Source organism: Promicromonospora sp. Marseille-Q5078, assembly GCF_050315395.1.
Classification (GTDB): Bacteria; Actinomycetota; Actinomycetes; order Actinomycetales; family Cellulomonadaceae; genus Isoptericola.
Genome location: NZ_JBNPQG010000001.1, coordinates 343,427 through 359,185, shown reverse-complemented (window position 1 = coordinate 359,185; position 15,759 = coordinate 343,427). Strand labels below are relative to the sequence as shown.

Below are 15,759 nucleotides of genomic sequence, written 5' to 3'. Positions count from 1 at the left end.
CAGAGGGCTTGACGTGCTATCTCCATGAACCATGGAAGCAGTCGCCGCCGCTGTAGCCGTCGTCGGAACCCTCCTCGGTGTCCTCTTTCAGCACCGGTTCCAAAGAAAGAGCGTCATCGAAGCGGGAGAGGTCGCCCGCCTGGAGAAGCTCCGACAGGAACGCCTGCTCGCCTGCGCCGAGTATGCGGGGGCGCTCGCCAGGTACAGGCGCGGACAGATCGACCGTTGGTACGCGCGATACCAGCACGACGATTCACCGGTTCCTGAGCACGACCACGAGGTACGCCGACAGCGAGACATCACTCAGCAGGCGTTGTTCCGCCTGCAGCTGCTCTCAGATTCCGATGAGATCGTCCAGCAGGCGGAGTCGCTCTTCGTCAGCATGAACGCCTTCAAGCCGGCCAGCTCGCGCCGCGAGGTCGAGGCGGTTCGCGATTCGACCCATGCACGAATCCGGGAGTTCGTCCGCGCGGCCGGACGCGACCTTGATCCGGCCGGGCCAGTCCGCGCGCACACCGATCAGTCCGGACGATCGATCAGGTGATCGAGCGCGGCCCAGAAGGCACCCAGATCGTTCTCTACCGTCGCCCTGACGATCTCACCGTCCACCGCCGTGTAGCCATGGACGATGCGGTTGCGGGTCGCCCAGACCGCTGGCCAGCCGTCCCCGAACGCCTCCGCACGGCCTCTCTCGCTCAGCCGCGACGCGCTGTCGATGGCGGCCGCTAGGCGAAGGCACACCGCGTCGACGGTCATCTGCGCGTCCCAGGATCCCTCTGCGACGTGACGCTGAAGCATCGCGAGGTGCTCCAACGATTCGCGCGCGAGCTGGGCGTCGGTGCGCTTCACAGAGGTATCGCGCGGACGGACTCCCGCACGGCGGGTCGCAGCGATCTCTCGGGAACGACGTCGACCGGGCGACCGAGGAGACCTTCCAGCTCGACCTCGAGCGCACCCAGCGCGAAGAGCCCGACACCGTCGTCGAGGTCGACAAGGAGGTCGACATCAGAGTTCGCGGCCGAGGTCCCCTCGGCGACCGACCCGAAGAGCCGCACCCGCCGGGCGCCGTGCCGCGCGGCAGCGGCGACGATGTCGTCCCGGTGGACCCGGAGCACCTCGTCGAGGGCAGACCTGCGCGCGGGCGCGCCGGCGGAACCGGCTGGCAGCTGGTCGGGTCCCGCTCGGTCGAGCAGCCTCTTGACCTCGGGCTGGCTCCGGCCGAGAGCGTCGGCGATCCGACGCTGGCTCCAGCCGAGGCCCTGCCCCTGCCGAGCGCCTCGTTCCAGGGTCGTCCGCGCCTCGAGGCGGAGTGCCGAGGCCCGGTCCGCCAAGGCGCCGAGATAGTCGGCGAAGGCCCTCTCGACGGCCGATCCGTCCGCGTCGTCCTGGGTCATCAGCACCTCCGATAGCAGATGCTATCGAAACGGTCGTCACACCGGTACCCCGCGTCTCGTCGTCACGGTGAGCAACCGAACGCGAGACGAACGACCGAGGAGACGAGATGTCGGACAGGACCGAGATCGTGGTGGTGGGCGGCGGGTACGCCGGTGTGATGGCGGCGAACCGGCTGACGAAGCGCGACGACGTGGCGGTGACGCTGGTCAACGCGCGACCGACGTTCGTGGAGCGGATCCGCCTGCACCAGCGGGTCGCCGGCTCGGACGACGCGGTCGTGGACTACCGGGAGGTGCTGGCCGCCGGCGTCCGGCTGGAGGTCGCCGAGGTGGACCGGATCGACGCCCCGGCCCGCCGGCTGGAGCTCGCCGACGGCCGCACGCTCGGCTACGACCACCTCGTGTACGCGGTCGGCAGCGCCAGCGCCGCGCCGACCGTGCCGGGGGCCGCGGAGCACGCCTTCCCGATCGCGAGCCTGGAGGAGGCGGACCGGCTCGCCCCGGCGCTGGCGGCCGCCGGGCCGGAGGCGCGGGTGGTCGTGGTGGGCGCCGGGCCGTCGGGCATCGAGACGGCGGCCGAGCTGGCGGAGCAGGGCCGTGAGGTGACACTGGTCGCCGGCGACGTCTTCGGCCCGTACCTGCACCCGAAGGGCCGGGCGGCGGTGGCCGACCGGCTGGTGCGGCTCGGCGTGACGATCCTCGAGGGGCCCGGCGCCACCGTGACGGCCGTGACGCCCGACGCCGTGCAGCTCGGCGGGTCGGACGGGCCCTCGGGCCGCCACGTCCCCAGCGACGTCACGATCTGGACCGTGGGGTTCCGCGCGGGCGGGCTGGCCACCCGCAGCGGCCTGAGCACCGACGCGGCGGGCCGGCTGCGCACCGACGAGACCCTGACCAGCGTGGACGACGACCGCATCGTGGCCGCCGGCGACGCGGCCGCGCCGTCGGACCTGCCGTTCCGGATGAGCTGCCAGGCGGCGGGCCAGCTCGGCGGGGTGGCGGCGGACACCGTCCTCGCGCGGCTCGCGGGCGCCGGTCCCGCGCCGCTCGCGGTCGGCTTCCTCGGCCAGTGCCTCAGCCTCGGCCGCGGCGCGGGGCTGTTCCAGTTCGCCGGGCGGGACGACGTCCCGGTGCGGGTGTTCCTCGGCGGCCGCCTGGGCGGCCGGCTCGGTGCGTGGCTCAAGGAGCTCGTGTGCTGGAGCACCGTGAAGCAGCTGACCTGGGAGGCGCGACGGCCCGGTTCGGTCACCTTCCCGTCCTTCGTCACCGACCCGCGTCGGCGCGAGGCCACCCGCCCGGAACGCGACGAGCGTGCTGACCTTCTCCTCGAAGAGACGGTGTGAGGAGAAAGTCAGCACGCTCGATTCGGCCGGGGTGATCAGCCGATCCTGCGCCGGTAGACGGCGATGGCGAAGCCGTAGGCGACCGCGAGGATGCCGACGAGCCAGGCCAGCGCGACCCAGATGTCGGTGCCGACGGGCTGCTCGGCGAACAGGGCCCGCACGGTGTCGACGATGGACGTCACCGGCTGGTGCTCGGCGAACCAGGCGACCGGCGCCGGCATCGTGTCCGTGGGCACGAACGCCGAGCTGATGAACGGCAGGAAGATCAGCGGGTAGCTGAACGCGCTCGCGCCGTCGACGGTCTTCGCCGACAGCCCGGCGATCACGGCGAGCCAGGTCATGGCGAGGGTGAACAGGACCAGGATCCCGCCCACCGCCAGCCAGGCGCCCACGGACGCCCCGGTGCGGAAACCCATGATCAGCGCGACGGCGATGACGATGGCGACGGAGACCATGTTCGCCACGACCGACGTGAGCACGTGCGCCCACAGGACGCTCGACCTCGCGATCGGCATGGACTGGAAGCGGTCCACGATGCCGCCCTGCATGTCGAGGAACAGCCGGTACGACGTGTACGCGACACCCGACGCGATGGTGATGAGCAGGATGCCGGGCAGCATGTAGTTGATGTACGACTCGCCGGAGCCGGTGTCGATGGCCCCGCCGAACACGTAGACGAACAGCAGCATCAGTGCGATCGGGGTCACCGCGGTGGAGATGATCGTGTCGGGGCTGCGGAGGATGTGGCGCAGCGACCGCCCGGTCAGGACGCGGGTGTCGCCGAGGACGGCGGTGGTCATCAGGATTCCTTTCCGGTGCTGCTCGGGCTTGCGGGGGTGGCGCCGACGAGGGTGAGGAAGACGTCCTCGAGGGACGGCTGCTTCTCGACGTACTCGACCTCGGCGGGCGGCAGGAGTGCCTTGAGCTCGGCGAGGGTGCCGTTCTGGATGATCGTGCCCTGGTGCAGGATCGCGATCCGGTCGGCGAGCTGCTCGGCCTCGTCGAGGTACTGCGTGGTGAGCAGCACGGTGGTGCCGCCCCGGGCGAGCTCCTTGACGGTCTGCCACACCTCGATCCGCGCCTGCGGGTCGAGGCCGGTGGTGGGCTCGTCGAGGAAGATGATCGGCGGGTTCCCGATGAGGCTCATCGCGATGTCGAGCCGACGCCGCATGCCGCCCGAGTACGTGCCCGCCCGGCGGCCGCCGGCCTCGGTGAGGGAGAACCGCGCGAGCAGGTCGTCGGCGATCTTCCCGGGCTCGGCCAGGTGCCGCAGCCGGGCGACGAGCACGAGGTTCTCGCGCCCGGTGAGCACCTCGTCGACGGCGGCGAACTGGCCGGTGAGGCTGATCGACTCGCGCACGTCGCCGGGCTTCGCGGCGACGTCGAACCCGTGCACGACGGCGGTGCCCGCGTCGGCCTTGAGCAGCGTCGACAGGATCCGCACGAGCGTGGTCTTGCCGGCGCCGTTCGAACCGAGCAGCGCGAAGATGCTCCCGCGGGCGACGTCGAGGTCGACGCCGCGCAGCACGTGCAGGTCGCCGAACGACTTCGTGATGCCCTGCACCCGGACGGCGGGCTCGGTGGACTGTTCCGTGGTCATTGCCGGTACTCCGTTTCCTTCAGGTGTGTTCACGGCCGGCGGACGACGACGTCGCCGAAGCCGGTGCTGGCGTGGATCTCTGCGGTGGCCTCGTCCGCGACCGGCCCCTCGGTGGGGGTCAGGTGGTTGCGGACCGAGCCGTGCTCCGACGCGACGTCGAGGTAGGCGGCGGTGCCCTCGGGCACGCCCACCTCGATCGAGCCGAAGGACGTGGTGAGGGTGGCGCTCCCGGACTCGAGCACGTCCACCCGGATGCCGGCGTGGGCCGACTTGGCGGTGACGGTGCCGCGGACGCGGCTCACCGCGATGTCGCCGTTCGCCCCGTGCACCTCGAGGGTGCCGGTGACGGAGCCGACGGTCGTGGTGCCGTTGGTGGCGCGGATCGTGCCGTCGCCGGCGAGCTCGCCGACGCGCACGGAGCCGGCGCTCACCTTGAGGTCCGCGGTGCCGTCGACGCGGCCGACGACGACGGACCCGGCGGAGACCTTGAGGTCCAGGCGCTCGACGTCGTCGAGCCGGGCCTCGCCGGCCGACAGCGTCATGTCGACGGCGCCGAGCGTGCCCTCGGCGTACACCGAGCCGGTCTTGCCGCGCAGCGCGGAGCCCGTGGGGAGCTCGACGGTGATGTCGGCCGTGCCGGACGCGAAGGGGAGCACGTACTGCTTCCACGACGAGGGGTAGCTGATCGTGATCGCGTCGCCGTCGCGGTCGACCCGCACGTCCTCGGCGGCGCGCACGCTGCCGGACTTCGACGGGTCGGAGGGGAGCACGGTGACGACGACGTCGTCACGGTCGCCGGCGACGACGTGCAGGGTGGCGAAGGGCACGTCCACGACGACCGGGACGGGCTGGGAGACGGGGAAAGTGGGCATGACAGGGCTCCATCGGTGGTGTCAGCGTGGTGTCAGGGGGGACGGCGGGTTCCGCCGGTCGAGCCTGTCGAGACCTGGTCTCGACGGGCTCGACCGGCGAGGCTGGTCAGCGCACCCAGCCGGTGACGCGGCCGGAGCCGCGCTGCTGCGGACGGGCCTGCGCGGCCGGGCGTCCGGTGGACTGCTCGAGCGCGGCGGCGACCGCGCGGACGAGCCACGTGTTGACGGAGAGGCCGTCGCGGGCGGCGGCGACCTCGACCTGGGACTTGAGGTGGTCGGGCAGGCGGAGCGTGGTGCGGGTGGTGGCGCCACCCTCGGCCTCCGGGGCGGGGGCGGGCGGAGCCTCGTCCGCGACCGGCACCGCGGCGGGCGTCTCCGCAGGCAGGCGGGGTGCGGTGACGACGAACTCGGGCGACCCGCCGCGGAGGCGGATGTCGACCGAGCCCGGGGCGAGCTCCGCGGAGATCTCCCCGGCCGCGTTCGACAGCGCCTCGAGCAGGACCAGGCGGGCCGCGGCGTCGAGCGGGGCGGTCAGGCGGCCGGCAAGCTCACGGGCCTCGTCCCCGCCGGCAGCGGCCGCGGTGGCGAGCTGGTGCTGGAGGTCGTCGACATATCTCGTGAGGTCCATGGCTTCACTATGACACCACCATGGTGTCAGTGCAAGGGGTTTGGTGTCACGAATGTCGTCGACGTGGTGTCACCGGGTGTGGAGCGTCTCCCGGAGGATGCGCACCGCCCTCGGCCCGACGCCGTGCATCGCGAGCAGCTCCGCGTCCGACCGGTCGCCGACGGCGGCGAGCGTCGTGAGGCCCGCACCGGCCAGGGCGCGCGTCGCGGGCCGCCCGATCGCGGCGGGCAGGTCCCCCACCTCCCCCGGCGCCGCGGCATCGGCCGATGCGACAGCCGCAGCGAGCCGCCTCGGCGCGCGGACGAACCACGCGCGTCGCACCCAGTGGTTCAGCTGCTGCCCGTCGAGGGCGGCCAGCGGTAGCCGCGCGCCGAGCACGAGGTCCCCCCGCGTCGACGGCTCCGCGCCCGGCACCTCGGCGAGCGCCGCGTCGACGTCCTCCGCGGCCAGGTGCAGGCGGACGACGCCGTCCTTCGTCACCGACGCGAAGCCCTTGCCTCGCACCGTGAACGCCACCGTGCCGACGCGCGTGCTCTCCGCCGTCTCCGGCCGTGCGAGGGCGGCCCGGCGGAGCTGCGCGACCGTCGTCATCCCGCCACCCTGCCACGCCACGCGACGGCACCTCGACGGGTCGCGCGGCGGATAGCGTGGGCGTCGTGAGCCAGCAACGCCCGGAGAACGCCCCGACGCTCGGCGTCCGACTCTTCGACGACGTGCGACCCGACGAGGCGGACCGCGCCTACCTGCCCGGCATGAGCAGCGCGTGGAAGATGCCCTGGTACGACGTGCAGAGCTGGTGGCGGCGCGCCGGCCGGCTGCACCGCCGCACCATCGAGCTGGCGGGCATCACCGCCGGGCAGCACGTGCTCGACGTCGGCTGCGGCACGGGCAACCTCGCCCTCACGGTGCTGCGGGCGGTGCCCGACGCCGCCGTGACCGGCCTCGACCCGGACGGCGGCGCCCTGCGCCGGGCCGCGCGCAAGGCGCGACGCCGGCGGGTCGGGCGGCGCGGGTCGCTCACGCTGGTGCGCGGGTTCGCCGACCGGCTGCCGGCGGCGGACGGGAGCGTCGACCACGTCCTGTCGTCGCTCGCCCTGCACCACGTGCCGATGGACGAGAAGCGACGGTTCGCGGCCGAGCTCGCGCGCGTGCTCCGCCCCGGCGGCCACGTCACGGTCGCGGACCTCGACGCGCCCGGCCACGGTGGCGGGCACGCTGGCGGACACGGCGGCGGGCACGGCGATCACCACGGTGCGCACGGCGGCCACGGGAACCACGAGATCGGCGCGAACCAGCACCGTGCGGACAACGCCGACGGAGGCATCCAGCGCCTGCTGACCGACGCGGGCCTGGAGGACGCGCGCGAGGTGGGGCGGGACACGTTCATGGACACGCCCGTGATGTGGGTGCGGGCACGCCGGCCCTGACCCGGTCGACCCGGTCGACCCGGTCGACCCGGTCGACCCGGCTCAGCCGCCCTGCCGGGGCGCGAACTGCGAGAGCACGATCCGCGCGCCGAACGGGTCGCGCACGGTGACGGCGCGCACCCAGTCGTTGTCGTCGGTGGTCTCCACCGTGCCGCCGGCGCGCGTCGCGGCCTCCGCCGACGCGTCGCGGTCCGCGACGGCGAACGCGATCGACCAGTGCGCGGGCCCGTCCGTCGGCTCGATCCCGGCGACGGCGTCGGCGAACCCGGGCGGGGTGAAGCCGGCCTGGCGCTCGTAGATGTCCGGGTCCGAGGTGGCGGCCAGGTGGTCGCCGTACCCGGGCACGCGGGCCATGCCGACGGCGAGCTCCGGGTCGACCTCCCAGCCGAGCAGCGGTCCGTAGAACGCGAGCGCGGCGTCGCGGTCGGGCGTCACCAGGTCGCTGAAGTTCCACGTCCCCGGCGCGTTGACCACCTGGGCGCCCAGCCGCGTGCCCGCCTGCCACAGCCGACCGGGGGCACCTTGCGGGTCGCGGAAGCGCACCATCGTGCCGGCCACCGCCCCCGGCGGGCCGACGGGCTCGGGCGGCGTCACGACCTGCCCGCCCAGCGCGGCGACCTGCGCGGCCGCTGCCGCGGCGTCGTCGACGGCGAGGTAGGTGTTCCACGACGTCCCGTCCGCGGCGGGCGCGGCGGGGTCCGGCGTGGCGAGGGCGGCGACCGCGGTGGCGTCCGTCCCGTCGACCGACGCCACGACGTAGCGGCCCGGCGCGGCGGGCGGCAGCTTCTCGGTGAACGACCAGCCGAACAGCGCGCCGTAGAAGGCGATCGCCGCGTCGACGTCGGGCACCTCCAGGTCGATCCAGCTCGGGACCCCGTGGGGGTAGGTGTGCGCCATGGGCCCACCCTGCGCCCCGCCACCGACAGGCGCCCGGCGGGCCGGACCTCGACACCGGCCGTTCATCCACAGGTCGCCCCGAACCCCTTCCCAGCGGGCTCCCCGCTCCCTACCGTGACGACATGAACCCTCGCCGTCGTGCCGTCCGCCGCCCGTCCGTCGCCGTCGCGACCGCCCTCGCCGTCGGGGCGAGCCTGGTCGTGACGCCGCTCGCCGCGAGCGCCCACGGCGGGGGCCACGGGCACGGCGGCGGGCACGGCGGTGGGCACGGCCACGAGCGGACGCTGCGCGTCGCGACGTACAACCTGTCGCTGAACCGCGCGACGGAGGGCGAGCTGACGCAGGACCTGTCCACCGGCGACGACGCCCAGGCGCGCACCGTCGCGGAGGTCATCCAGCGCGCGGACCCGGACGTCGTCCTGCTCAACGAGTTCGACTACGACGACGCCCATGCGAGCGTCGACCTCTTCCGCGACAACTACCTCGAGGTGCCCCAGGGCGGCGCCGACCCGGTGCGCTACCGCTACGCGTACACCGCGCCGTCGAACACCGGGGTGGCCAGCGGCTTCGACCTGAACAACGACGGCACGGTGGGCGGTGGCGACGACGCGTTCGGCTTCGGCGAGTTCGAGGGCCAGTACGGCATGGTCGTGCTCTCGAAGTACCCGATCGACACCCGGAACGTCCGCACGTTCCAGGACTTCCTGTGGAAGGACATGCCGGGCGCGCTGCTGCCGGACGACCCTGCCACCCCCGAGCCGGGCGACTGGTTCACGCCGGAGGAGCTCGACGTCGTGCGGCTGTCGAGCAAGTCGCACTGGGACGTGCCGGTGCGCGTGGGCCGCGAGACGGTGCACGTGCTGGCCGCGCACCCGACGCCGCCCACCTTCGACGGCCCGGAGGACCGCAACGGCCGCCGCAACCACGACGAGATCCGGTTCTGGGCCGACTACGTGACCCCGGGCCACGCCTCGCGGTACGTGTACGACGACGCCGGGCGTCGCGGCGGCCTGAAGCCGGGCGAGCGGTTCGTGATCCTCGGCGACCAGAACGCCGACCCGCTCGACGGCGACTCGGTGGACGCCGCGATCGACCAGCTCCTCGACCACCCGCGCATCACGGACCCGCGCCCGACGTCGGACGGCGGGGTCGAGGCGGCGACGCTGCAGGGCGGCGCCAACGCGGCGCACCTGGGCGACCCGGCCCTCGACACGGCGGACTTCGCGGACACCGCGCCGGGCAACCTGCGGGCCGACTACGTGCTGCCGTCGAAGGGGCAGCGGGTGCGCGACGCCGGCGTGTTCTGGCCGGCGCAGGCCGACCCGCTGTCGCGGCTCACGGGCGTGTACCCGTTCCCGTCGAGCGACCACCGCCTCGTCTGGGTGGACCTCGCGACCCGCTGACCGTCGCCCGCGACGACCGTCGCAGGCCGCTGACCTGGGCATCCATCCAGATTTCTCACCCGCTCCGACCCGGCCCGCGTGTGGCGACCGCCCCGCGACCGGGTGCAGTGTGGTGAGTGCTGTGCTCACCGCCGAGCGTGACGTGCTCACCGAGGGCAGCCGAACCGTCCGGCACGGAGCCGGTCGCCACGCACCGCCTCCCCCGGCGCGCGCCACCGTCGACGTCCTCGTCGGCCCGCACTTCCCTCGAGCCCGGCCCGTTCGCCACGCCCTTCCGGGCGCGCCGTCTCAGGAGCCGGGCGGCACCTGGAGCACCCATGAGACGCGTCACCACCGCGGTGGCCGCAGCAACGACGGCGTTGCTGCTCGCCGCGAGCCCCGCTTTCGCCCACGGCGACAAGCCCACCCCGAAGCCCCCGACCGTCACCGACGTGGCGACCGGCCTCGTCAGCCCCCTCAGCACCGCGGTCGGCGCCAGGGGCACCTCCTACGTCACGCAGAACTTCGCCGGCATGCTCACCGAGGTGGACCGGCGCGGCCGCACGTCCACGGTGTACCAGTCCGCGAACGGTGAGGAGGTCGGCGGCGTGTCCTACCGCGACCGGAAGCTCACCTTCACCGAGACCCTCATCGACCCGATGGCGGGCCCGGTGGCGTCCAGCATCAAGACCCTCCGCCTGGACAGGTGGGGCAACCCGACCGGGCAGGCACGCACCCTCGCCAACCTCCGGGCGTACGAGAACCGGACGAACCCGGACGGCAACGTCACCTACGGCCTGCGGTACGCCCCGAAGTCGTGCCTGGACCAGTTCCCGGCGGACATGCCGGCGAAGTACACGGGCATCCAGGACTCGCACCCGTACGCCACCACGACCAAGCACGGCACCACGTACGTGGCGGACGCCGGCATGAACGCGATCGTCTCGGTGAGCGAGCGCGGCAAGGTCCGCACGGTGGCGGTGCTGCCTGCGCAGCCCACCCGTGTCACCGCCGCGGCCGCCGCCGCGGCAGGGCTCCCCGACTGCGCGGTCGGCCGGACGTACTGGTTCGAGCCCGTGCCCACGGACGTCGAGGTGGGCCCGCGCGGCCAGCTCTACGTGACCACCCTGCCGGGCGGGCCGGAGGACCCGAGCCTCGGAGCGCGGGGGGCCGTCTACACGGTGAACCCGTGGTGGGGCTCGACGCGTCAGCTCGCCAAGGGCTTCGCGGGCGCCACCAACCTCGCCGTCTCGCCACAGGGCGACGTCTACGTCGCCGAGATGTTCGGCGGCGAGATCTCGAAGGTGCGGCACGGCAGCGGTCGCACCGTCCTCGAGATCGCCGCACCGGGCGCCGTCGAGTGGTCCGGCAAGGGCCTGCTCGCCACGGCGAACGCCTTCGACCCGACGGCCGGGCCGACGGACCCGCCGCAGGGCCGGCTCGTCAGCATCGACCTGCACGCGAAGCACCACCACGGGCATCGCTGACGCCCGCAGCAACGCTGGTTGAGCCTGTCGGCATCCCGCTGGTTGAGCCTGTCGATACCTGGTGTCGACAGGCTCAACCAGCGGTTCGGCCTGTCGAGACCCTTGCGGGGTCTCGACAGGCTCGACCGACGAGTCGTCAGGGCGTGAGCACCCGCGCCTGCCGTTGGGCGAGGACGCTGAGCTCGGCGGCCTTGAACGCGTGCTCCTGCGTCATCGCGTTCTCGGTGCGCTCCAGGCAGTCGAGGATGAGCTGCCCGAAGTACGGGAACCCGACCTGGCCGTTCGCGACCAGGTGGTGCTCGCCCTTGCCGTCCACGAGGAACACGTGGCCGCCGCCCTCGCCGGTGCCGACGTTCACGTACTTGCGCAGCTCGATGTACCCGTCCGTGCCGAGGATGACGGTGCGGCCGTCGCCCCACGTGCTCAGGCCGTCCGGCGTGAACCAGTCCACGCGCAGGTACCCGGTGGAACCGTTGTCCATGACGATGCCGGCCTCGCCGAAGTCGTCCAGCTCCGGGTGGTCCGGGTGGTGGTAGTTCGCGATCGCGGCGTGGCTGATCTCCGCGTCCTTGGCGCCCGCGTAGTGCAGCATCTGGTCGAAGTTGTGGCTCCCGATGTCGCACAGGATGCCGCCGTACTTCTCCTTCTCGAAGAACCAGTCGGGGCGGCGGGTGCCGAGCCGGTGCGGGCCCAGCCCGATCACCTGCAGCACGCGGCCGATCGCGCCGCGGTCGATGAGCTGCTCGGCCAGCACCGCGGCCTCGACGTGGATGCGCTCGGAGTAGTACACGGCGTACTTCTGGCCCGTGCGGTCCGTCGCCTCGCGGGCGGCGGCGAGCTGCTCGAGCGACGTCAGCGGCGCCTTGTCGGTGAAGTAGTCCTTGCCGGACTCCATGACCCGCAGGCCGAGCGGGGCACGCTCGGAGGTCACCGCGGCGCCCGCGACGAGGCGCACCTCGTCGTCGTCCAGGATCTCGGCCTCGCTGCGCGCGACCCGCACGTCGGGGAACTTCTTGCGCATCGTCTCGACCTTGGCCGGGTCCGGGTCGTACACCCACTTGAGCGTGCCGCCCGCGCCCGCCAGGCCCTCGCACATGCCGAACACGTGGCCGTGGTCGAGGCTGGTCGCGGCGAAGACGAACTCGCCCTGCTCCACCACGGGGGCGGGCACCGGCTCCGGCGCGTACGCGGCGCCGCTCGCGCCGCCGGTCGGGTTCGCGCTCATGCCTTCGCCCCCACCGTGATCTCGCCGGGCAGCTCGCCCACGGACGCCGTCTTGGAGAAGAAGTGCGGCGCCCGCTCCACGAGGGTGCCGGTGCGGTAGAAGGGGTCGTCAGGGCTCAGCGGCAGGTCCACGGTGCGGCGCTCGACGCCGGCCTCGTAGATCGCGGTCACCAGCTCGATGGCGCGGCGGCCGTCCTCGCCGTCCACGGCGGGACGACGGCGCTCGCGCACGGCGTCGAGCATGTCGCTGATCTGGCCCGCGTGGCCCGTGTGCTCCAGCGGGCGGTGCGCCGCGGCGACGGCCTCGATCGCGGCGACCCGCTCGGGGTCGCCCTCCTTGCTCGGGAAGCCGGCGGGGTTCGCCGTCTCGGCCACGACCTTCCACGGCTGCGAGACGCGCGCGTCGCGTCCCTGCACCACGATGGCCTGCTCCTCGCCGTGGCTCACGACCGAGGCGGTGACCTCGGCCAGCGCCCGGTCGTACTGCAGCACGCTCACGGACAGGTCCTCGACCTCGGCGTTCTCGTGCGCCGCGTTGGTGAGCACCGACGTGACCGCCTTCGGCGAGCCGAGCATCCACAGCGTCATGTCCAGGTGGTGGATGGCGTGGTTGAGCGTGCAGCCGCCGCCCTCGCTCTCCCAGGTGCCGCGCCACCACAGGTCGTAGTACTCGGTGCCGCGCCACCACGCCGAGCTGACCTGGGCGTGCGTGACGGGGCCGGCGAGGCCCGAGTCCAGCACCTCCTTGAGGGTGGCGATGTCGTCGCGGAAGCGGTTCTGCGCGACGACCGACAGCAGCCGCCCGTTCGCCTTCGCGGCCGCGATCATCGCGTCGCACTCCTCGAGGGAGGGCGCCATCGGCTTCTCGACGAGCACGTCGACGCCGGCCTCGAGGGCCGCGATCGTGAGGGAGGCGTGGGTGGACGGCGGCGTCGCGACGCTGACGAGGTCGAGGCGCTCGGCGGCGAGCATGGCGGCGGCGTCGTCGTAGACGCGCGCGCCCTCGAGCCCGAGCTCGGCGCGCAGGGCCTCGGCCCGGCCGGGGGCGGGGTCGCACAGCGCGACGATCTCGCACTCCTCGCCGAAGCGCTGGTATCCGTCGATGTGCGCCCGGGCGATCCCGCCCGTGCCGACGATCCCGATGGTGAGCATGGTTCCTCCGGTGGAACGACACTGGGTGACTGGCATGATACGTATCATGTGAACGATCACCCAGCGTGGTCGCGACCCGCGGACATGTCAAGCGGACGAGTCGGGCGAACGAGCCGGAGGGCAATACTGTGGCGGTGCCGAACCCACCCACCAGCCGCGACGTCGCGCGCCTCGCCGGGGTGTCCCAGGCGACCGTGTCCTACGCCCTCACCGGGCGCGGCACGATCTCGGCCGCCACCCGCGAGCGCGTGCTGCAGGTCGCGGAGTCGATCGGCTACCGCCCCAACCTCGCCGCGCGGTCCATGCGCACGCGGCGGTCCGGCCGGCTCGGCGTGATCACGGGGCCGACGCTCGACAACCACCTGCGCCTGCTCACCGGCGCGGCCGAGGTGGCCGAGGCGGCCGGCTACGTCATGGAGACCCACGGCATCGACGGCACCGTCGAGGAGCGCACCGACCGCGTGCTCGACCTCGCGGCGAGCCGCCAGTACGAGGGGATCCTCACGCTCGTGCCCGTGCTGCCCGCGGCGCTGTCCGAGCCGTCCGGCACGGGGCCCGCGGACGCCGCGACGCCGGTCGTGGCCGAGGCGGCGTTCGACGGGCAGATGCGCACGCTGGGCGACCTCGCCGACGCGAGCACCGTCGAGGTGTTCGTCGCGACGCTCGTCGCCGCCGGGTTCCGCCGGTTCGTGCACGTCGCCGGCCCGGAGCAGTACGCCTCCGCCCGCGCCCGGCGCGACGTGTACCTGGCGTCGGTCGCGCGGGCGGCCCGGGACGCCGCGACGCCCGACGTCGTCTCCCTCGGCGTCCTCGGCGGCACGTGGTCCGGGGACGCCGCCCGCCGCGCGGTCGCCGAGATCCCCGCCGACGCGCGACCGGTGGCCGTGATCGCCGGGAACGACTTCCTCGCCGCGGGCGTGCTGCGCGGCGCCGCGGACCGCGGCTGGTCGGTGCCCGGCGACCTCGTGGTGACGGGCTGGGACGACGCCGAGATGGGCGCGTACATGACCCCGTCGCTCACCACGGTGGCCGTCGACTTCCCGGAGGCCGGCCGCACCGCCATGCGCCGGCTGGTCGCCGCCGTGCGCGGCGAGCCGCGCCCCGGCCCCGGCAGGCCGATCCACCGGATCGTGTGGCGGGAGTCCACGGGCGACCTGCCCGGCTCCCCGGGGTCCACCCCGGCGGCGCCCGTACCCTGAGGCCCGTGACCGACCCCCGCACCCCGCTCCCGCCGTTCGCCTCCGACAACTACGCGCCAGCGCACCCGGACGTCCTCGCCGCCGTCGTCGCGGCCAACGACGGGTACGCCGTGGCCTACGGCGACGACCCGTGGACGGCCCGCCTCGACGCCCGCGTGCGCGAGGTGTTCGGCGCCGGGGCGCTGGCGTTCCCGGTGCTCAACGGCACGGGCGCCAACGTCGTGTCGCTCACCGCGCTCTCCCCGCGCTGGGGCGGAGTCGTCGTCTCCGACGTCGCGCACGTGAACACCGACGAGAACGGCGCGCCGGAGCGGGTCGGCGGCCTCAAGCTGCTCGCCTGCCCGTCGGTGGACGGCCGGATCACGCCCGACGACGTCTCCCGGTGGGCCGGGCAGCGCGACGACGTGCACCGCGCGCACCCGGCGGTGCTCTCGCTGACGCAGTCGACGGAGCTGGGCACGGTGTACGCGCTCGAGGACCTGCGCGCGCTGACGCATGTCGCGCACGACCTGGGGATGGCGGTGCACGTGGACGGCTCCCGCCTGGCGAACGCGGCGGCGTCCCTCGGCTGCTCCCTGCGCGCCCTGACCACCGACGCCGGGGTCGACGTCGTCTCCCTCGGCGCCGCGAAGAACGGCGGCATGCTCGGCGAGGCCGTCCTCGTGCTCGGGCCCGAGGACGCCCCGGACGACGCGACGGCCCGCGCCCGCGCGGCGGCGTCCGCCGCGGTCCCGTTCCTGCGCAAGGCGTCGATGCAGCTCGCGTCCAAGACGCGGTTCGTCTCCGCACAGCTCCTCGCCCTGCTCGGCGAGCCGTCCGCGTCGGCCGAGCCCGTCGAGACCTCGTTGTGGCACCGCAACGCCGCGCACGCGAACGCGATGGCGGCGCGGCTGCGCGCGGGGCTCGAGACGCTGCCGGGGTCCGACGGCGTCCGCGTCACGCGCCCCACCGAGGCGAACGCCGTCTTCGCGACGCTCCCCCGGGCGGCCGCCGACCGGCTGCGCGCCGTCGCCCGCTTCTACGACTGGGCCGCCGGCGAGGAGCCCGACCGCGTGGAGGTGCGGCTCATGTGCGCCTGGGACACGGCGCCGGGGTCCGTCGACGCGTTCGTCGCCGCCGCGGCCGACGCGCTCGGCAGCTGAGAACGCCGGTTG

17 protein-coding genes are annotated in these 15,759 nt (G+C 73.8%); 7 read left to right on the top strand and 10 right to left on the bottom strand.

The features are described from left to right. The first annotated feature begins 31 nt into the window (after positions 1 to 31). Positions 32 to 544: a plasmid transfer protein KilB gene (gene kilB, locus ACQFYA_RS01625; RefSeq protein WP_499120914.1), complete on the top strand. Its 513-nt coding sequence runs from the start codon at positions 32 to 34 to the stop codon at positions 542 to 544. Here kilB and ACQFYA_RS01620 read toward each other — a convergent pair. After that, a complete protein-coding gene (locus ACQFYA_RS01620; protein ID WP_499120911.1) occupies positions 520 to 849 on the bottom strand; it encodes a HepT-like ribonuclease domain-containing protein in 330 nt (109 codons plus the stop codon). The two genes, kilB and ACQFYA_RS01620, sit on opposite strands and share 25 nt — an antisense overlap. Continuing rightward, positions 846 to 1,394, bottom strand: a complete 549-nt coding sequence (locus tag ACQFYA_RS01615; RefSeq protein ID WP_499120909.1) for a nucleotidyltransferase domain-containing protein — start codon at positions 1,392 to 1,394, stop codon at positions 846 to 848. Before ACQFYA_RS01615 ends, ACQFYA_RS01620 begins: the two co-directional genes overlap by 4 nt. 107 nt (positions 1,395 to 1,501) lie before the next feature. On the opposite strand from ACQFYA_RS01615, the gene ACQFYA_RS01610 reads away from it, so the two are divergent. Then, positions 1,502 to 2,737 (top strand): NAD(P)/FAD-dependent oxidoreductase, encoded by a 1,236-nt coding sequence (locus ACQFYA_RS01610; RefSeq protein ID WP_499120907.1) that lies wholly within the window; start codon positions 1,502 to 1,504, stop codon positions 2,735 to 2,737. A gap of 35 nt (positions 2,738 to 2,772) precedes the next feature. On the opposite strand, the gene ACQFYA_RS01605 is transcribed toward ACQFYA_RS01610, so the two are convergent. The 5 genes from ACQFYA_RS01605 to ACQFYA_RS01585 all read right to left on the bottom strand — a co-directional run bounded on the left by ACQFYA_RS01605 (position 2,773) and on the right by ACQFYA_RS01585 (position 6,428). Then, positions 2,773 to 3,537: an ABC transporter permease gene (locus ACQFYA_RS01605; RefSeq protein WP_499120904.1), complete on the bottom strand. Its 765-nt coding sequence runs from the start codon at positions 3,535 to 3,537 to the stop codon at positions 2,773 to 2,775. Further along, the gene (locus tag ACQFYA_RS01600; RefSeq protein ID WP_499120901.1) at positions 3,537 to 4,337 is read right to left on the bottom strand and encodes an ABC transporter ATP-binding protein; all 801 of its coding nucleotides are present in this window, start codon (positions 4,335 to 4,337) and stop codon (positions 3,537 to 3,539) included. Before ACQFYA_RS01600 ends, ACQFYA_RS01605 begins: the two co-directional genes overlap by 1 nt. A 29-nt stretch (positions 4,338 to 4,366) precedes the next feature. Further along, on the bottom strand, positions 4,367 to 5,209 hold the full coding sequence (locus ACQFYA_RS01595) for a DUF4097 family beta strand repeat-containing protein (protein WP_499120899.1): 843 nt from the start codon (positions 5,207 to 5,209) through the stop codon (positions 4,367 to 4,369). Between the two features lie 106 nt (positions 5,210 to 5,315). Continuing rightward, complete coding sequence (locus tag ACQFYA_RS01590; protein ID WP_499120897.1) at positions 5,316 to 5,837, bottom strand: histidine kinase; 522 nt, start codon at positions 5,835 to 5,837, stop codon at positions 5,316 to 5,318. Positions 5,838 to 5,906: 69 nt separating this feature from the next. After that, positions 5,907 to 6,428 (bottom strand): hypothetical protein, encoded by a 522-nt coding sequence (locus ACQFYA_RS01585; protein WP_499120894.1) that lies wholly within the window; start codon positions 6,426 to 6,428, stop codon positions 5,907 to 5,909. 65 nt (positions 6,429 to 6,493) lie between these two features. Between ACQFYA_RS01585 and ACQFYA_RS01580 the strand changes: the two genes are divergently transcribed. After that, positions 6,494 to 7,264 (top strand): class I SAM-dependent methyltransferase, encoded by a 771-nt coding sequence (locus tag ACQFYA_RS01580; protein ID WP_499120892.1) that lies wholly within the window; start codon positions 6,494 to 6,496, stop codon positions 7,262 to 7,264. 42 nt (positions 7,265 to 7,306) lie between these two features. Here ACQFYA_RS01580 and ACQFYA_RS01575 read toward each other — a convergent pair whose 3' ends face one another. Continuing rightward, positions 7,307 to 8,161: a VOC family protein gene (locus tag ACQFYA_RS01575; protein ID WP_499120890.1), complete on the bottom strand. Its 855-nt coding sequence runs from the start codon at positions 8,159 to 8,161 to the stop codon at positions 7,307 to 7,309. A gap of 122 nt (positions 8,162 to 8,283) precedes the next feature. Here ACQFYA_RS01575 and ACQFYA_RS01570 point away from each other — a divergent pair, with 122 nt between their 5' ends. Further along, the gene (locus tag ACQFYA_RS01570) at positions 8,284 to 9,564 is read left to right on the top strand and encodes an endonuclease/exonuclease/phosphatase family protein (RefSeq protein WP_499120887.1); all 1,281 of its coding nucleotides are present in this window, start codon (positions 8,284 to 8,286) and stop codon (positions 9,562 to 9,564) included. A 317-nt stretch (positions 9,565 to 9,881) separates the two neighbouring features. Next, complete coding sequence (locus ACQFYA_RS01565; RefSeq protein ID WP_499120884.1) at positions 9,882 to 11,030, top strand: ScyD/ScyE family protein; 1,149 nt, start codon at positions 9,882 to 9,884, stop codon at positions 11,028 to 11,030. A 136-nt stretch (positions 11,031 to 11,166) separates the two neighbouring features. On the opposite strand, the gene ACQFYA_RS01560 is transcribed toward ACQFYA_RS01565, so the two are convergent. Together ACQFYA_RS01560 and ACQFYA_RS01555 are read right to left on the bottom strand one after the other, a co-directional pair. Then, positions 11,167 to 12,255 carry a Gfo/Idh/MocA family protein gene (locus tag ACQFYA_RS01560; protein ID WP_499120882.1) on the bottom strand — a complete coding sequence of 363 codons (1,089 nt, stop codon included), beginning with the start codon at positions 12,253 to 12,255 and terminating at the stop codon, positions 11,167 to 11,169. Beyond that, complete coding sequence (locus ACQFYA_RS01555) at positions 12,252 to 13,406, bottom strand: Gfo/Idh/MocA family protein (protein WP_499120880.1); 1,155 nt, start codon at positions 13,404 to 13,406, stop codon at positions 12,252 to 12,254. Before ACQFYA_RS01555 ends, ACQFYA_RS01560 begins: the two co-directional genes overlap by 4 nt. A gap of 134 nt (positions 13,407 to 13,540) precedes the next feature. Here ACQFYA_RS01555 and ACQFYA_RS01550 point away from each other — a divergent pair, with 134 nt between their 5' ends. Further along, the gene (locus ACQFYA_RS01550) at positions 13,541 to 14,605 is read left to right on the top strand and encodes a LacI family DNA-binding transcriptional regulator (RefSeq protein ID WP_499120878.1); all 1,065 of its coding nucleotides are present in this window, start codon (positions 13,541 to 13,543) and stop codon (positions 14,603 to 14,605) included. After that, positions 14,602 to 15,747, top strand: coding sequence for a threonine aldolase family protein (locus ACQFYA_RS01545; RefSeq protein WP_499127401.1), 1,146 nt, complete (start codon positions 14,602 to 14,604; stop codon positions 15,745 to 15,747). The genes ACQFYA_RS01550 and ACQFYA_RS01545 overlap by 4 nt, the downstream gene beginning before the upstream one ends. Positions 15,748 to 15,759: the final 12 nt, after the last annotated feature.

Coding starts and splice junctions, on each gene's coding strand:
- kilB (WP_499120914.1), top strand. CDS start 32: ATGGAAGCAGTCGCCGCCGCTGTAGCCGTCGTCGGAACCCTCCTCGGT.
- ACQFYA_RS01615 (WP_499120909.1), bottom strand. CDS start 1,394: ATGACCCAGGACGACGCGGACGGATCGGCCGTCGAGAGGGCCTTCGCC.
- ACQFYA_RS01600 (WP_499120901.1), bottom strand. CDS start 4,337: ATGACCACGGAACAGTCCACCGAGCCCGCCGTCCGGGTGCAGGGCATC.
- ACQFYA_RS01575 (WP_499120890.1), bottom strand. CDS start 8,161: ATGGCGCACACCTACCCCCACGGGGTCCCGAGCTGGATCGACCTGGAG.
- ACQFYA_RS01565 (WP_499120884.1), top strand. CDS start 9,882: ATGAGACGCGTCACCACCGCGGTGGCCGCAGCAACGACGGCGTTGCTG.
- ACQFYA_RS01585 (WP_499120894.1), bottom strand. CDS start 6,428: ATGACGACGGTCGCGCAGCTCCGCCGGGCCGCCCTCGCACGGCCGGAG.
- ACQFYA_RS01610 (WP_499120907.1), top strand. CDS start 1,502: ATGTCGGACAGGACCGAGATCGTGGTGGTGGGCGGCGGGTACGCCGGT.
- ACQFYA_RS01605 (WP_499120904.1), bottom strand. CDS start 3,537: ATGACCACCGCCGTCCTCGGCGACACCCGCGTCCTGACCGGGCGGTCG.
- ACQFYA_RS01560 (WP_499120882.1), bottom strand. CDS start 12,255: ATGAGCGCGAACCCGACCGGCGGCGCGAGCGGCGCCGCGTACGCGCCG.
- ACQFYA_RS01590 (WP_499120897.1), bottom strand. CDS start 5,837: ATGGACCTCACGAGATATGTCGACGACCTCCAGCACCAGCTCGCCACC.
- ACQFYA_RS01555 (WP_499120880.1), bottom strand. CDS start 13,406: ATGCTCACCATCGGGATCGTCGGCACGGGCGGGATCGCCCGGGCGCAC.
- ACQFYA_RS01570 (WP_499120887.1), top strand. CDS start 8,284: ATGAACCCTCGCCGTCGTGCCGTCCGCCGCCCGTCCGTCGCCGTCGCG.
- ACQFYA_RS01595 (WP_499120899.1), bottom strand. CDS start 5,209: ATGCCCACTTTCCCCGTCTCCCAGCCCGTCCCGGTCGTCGTGGACGTG.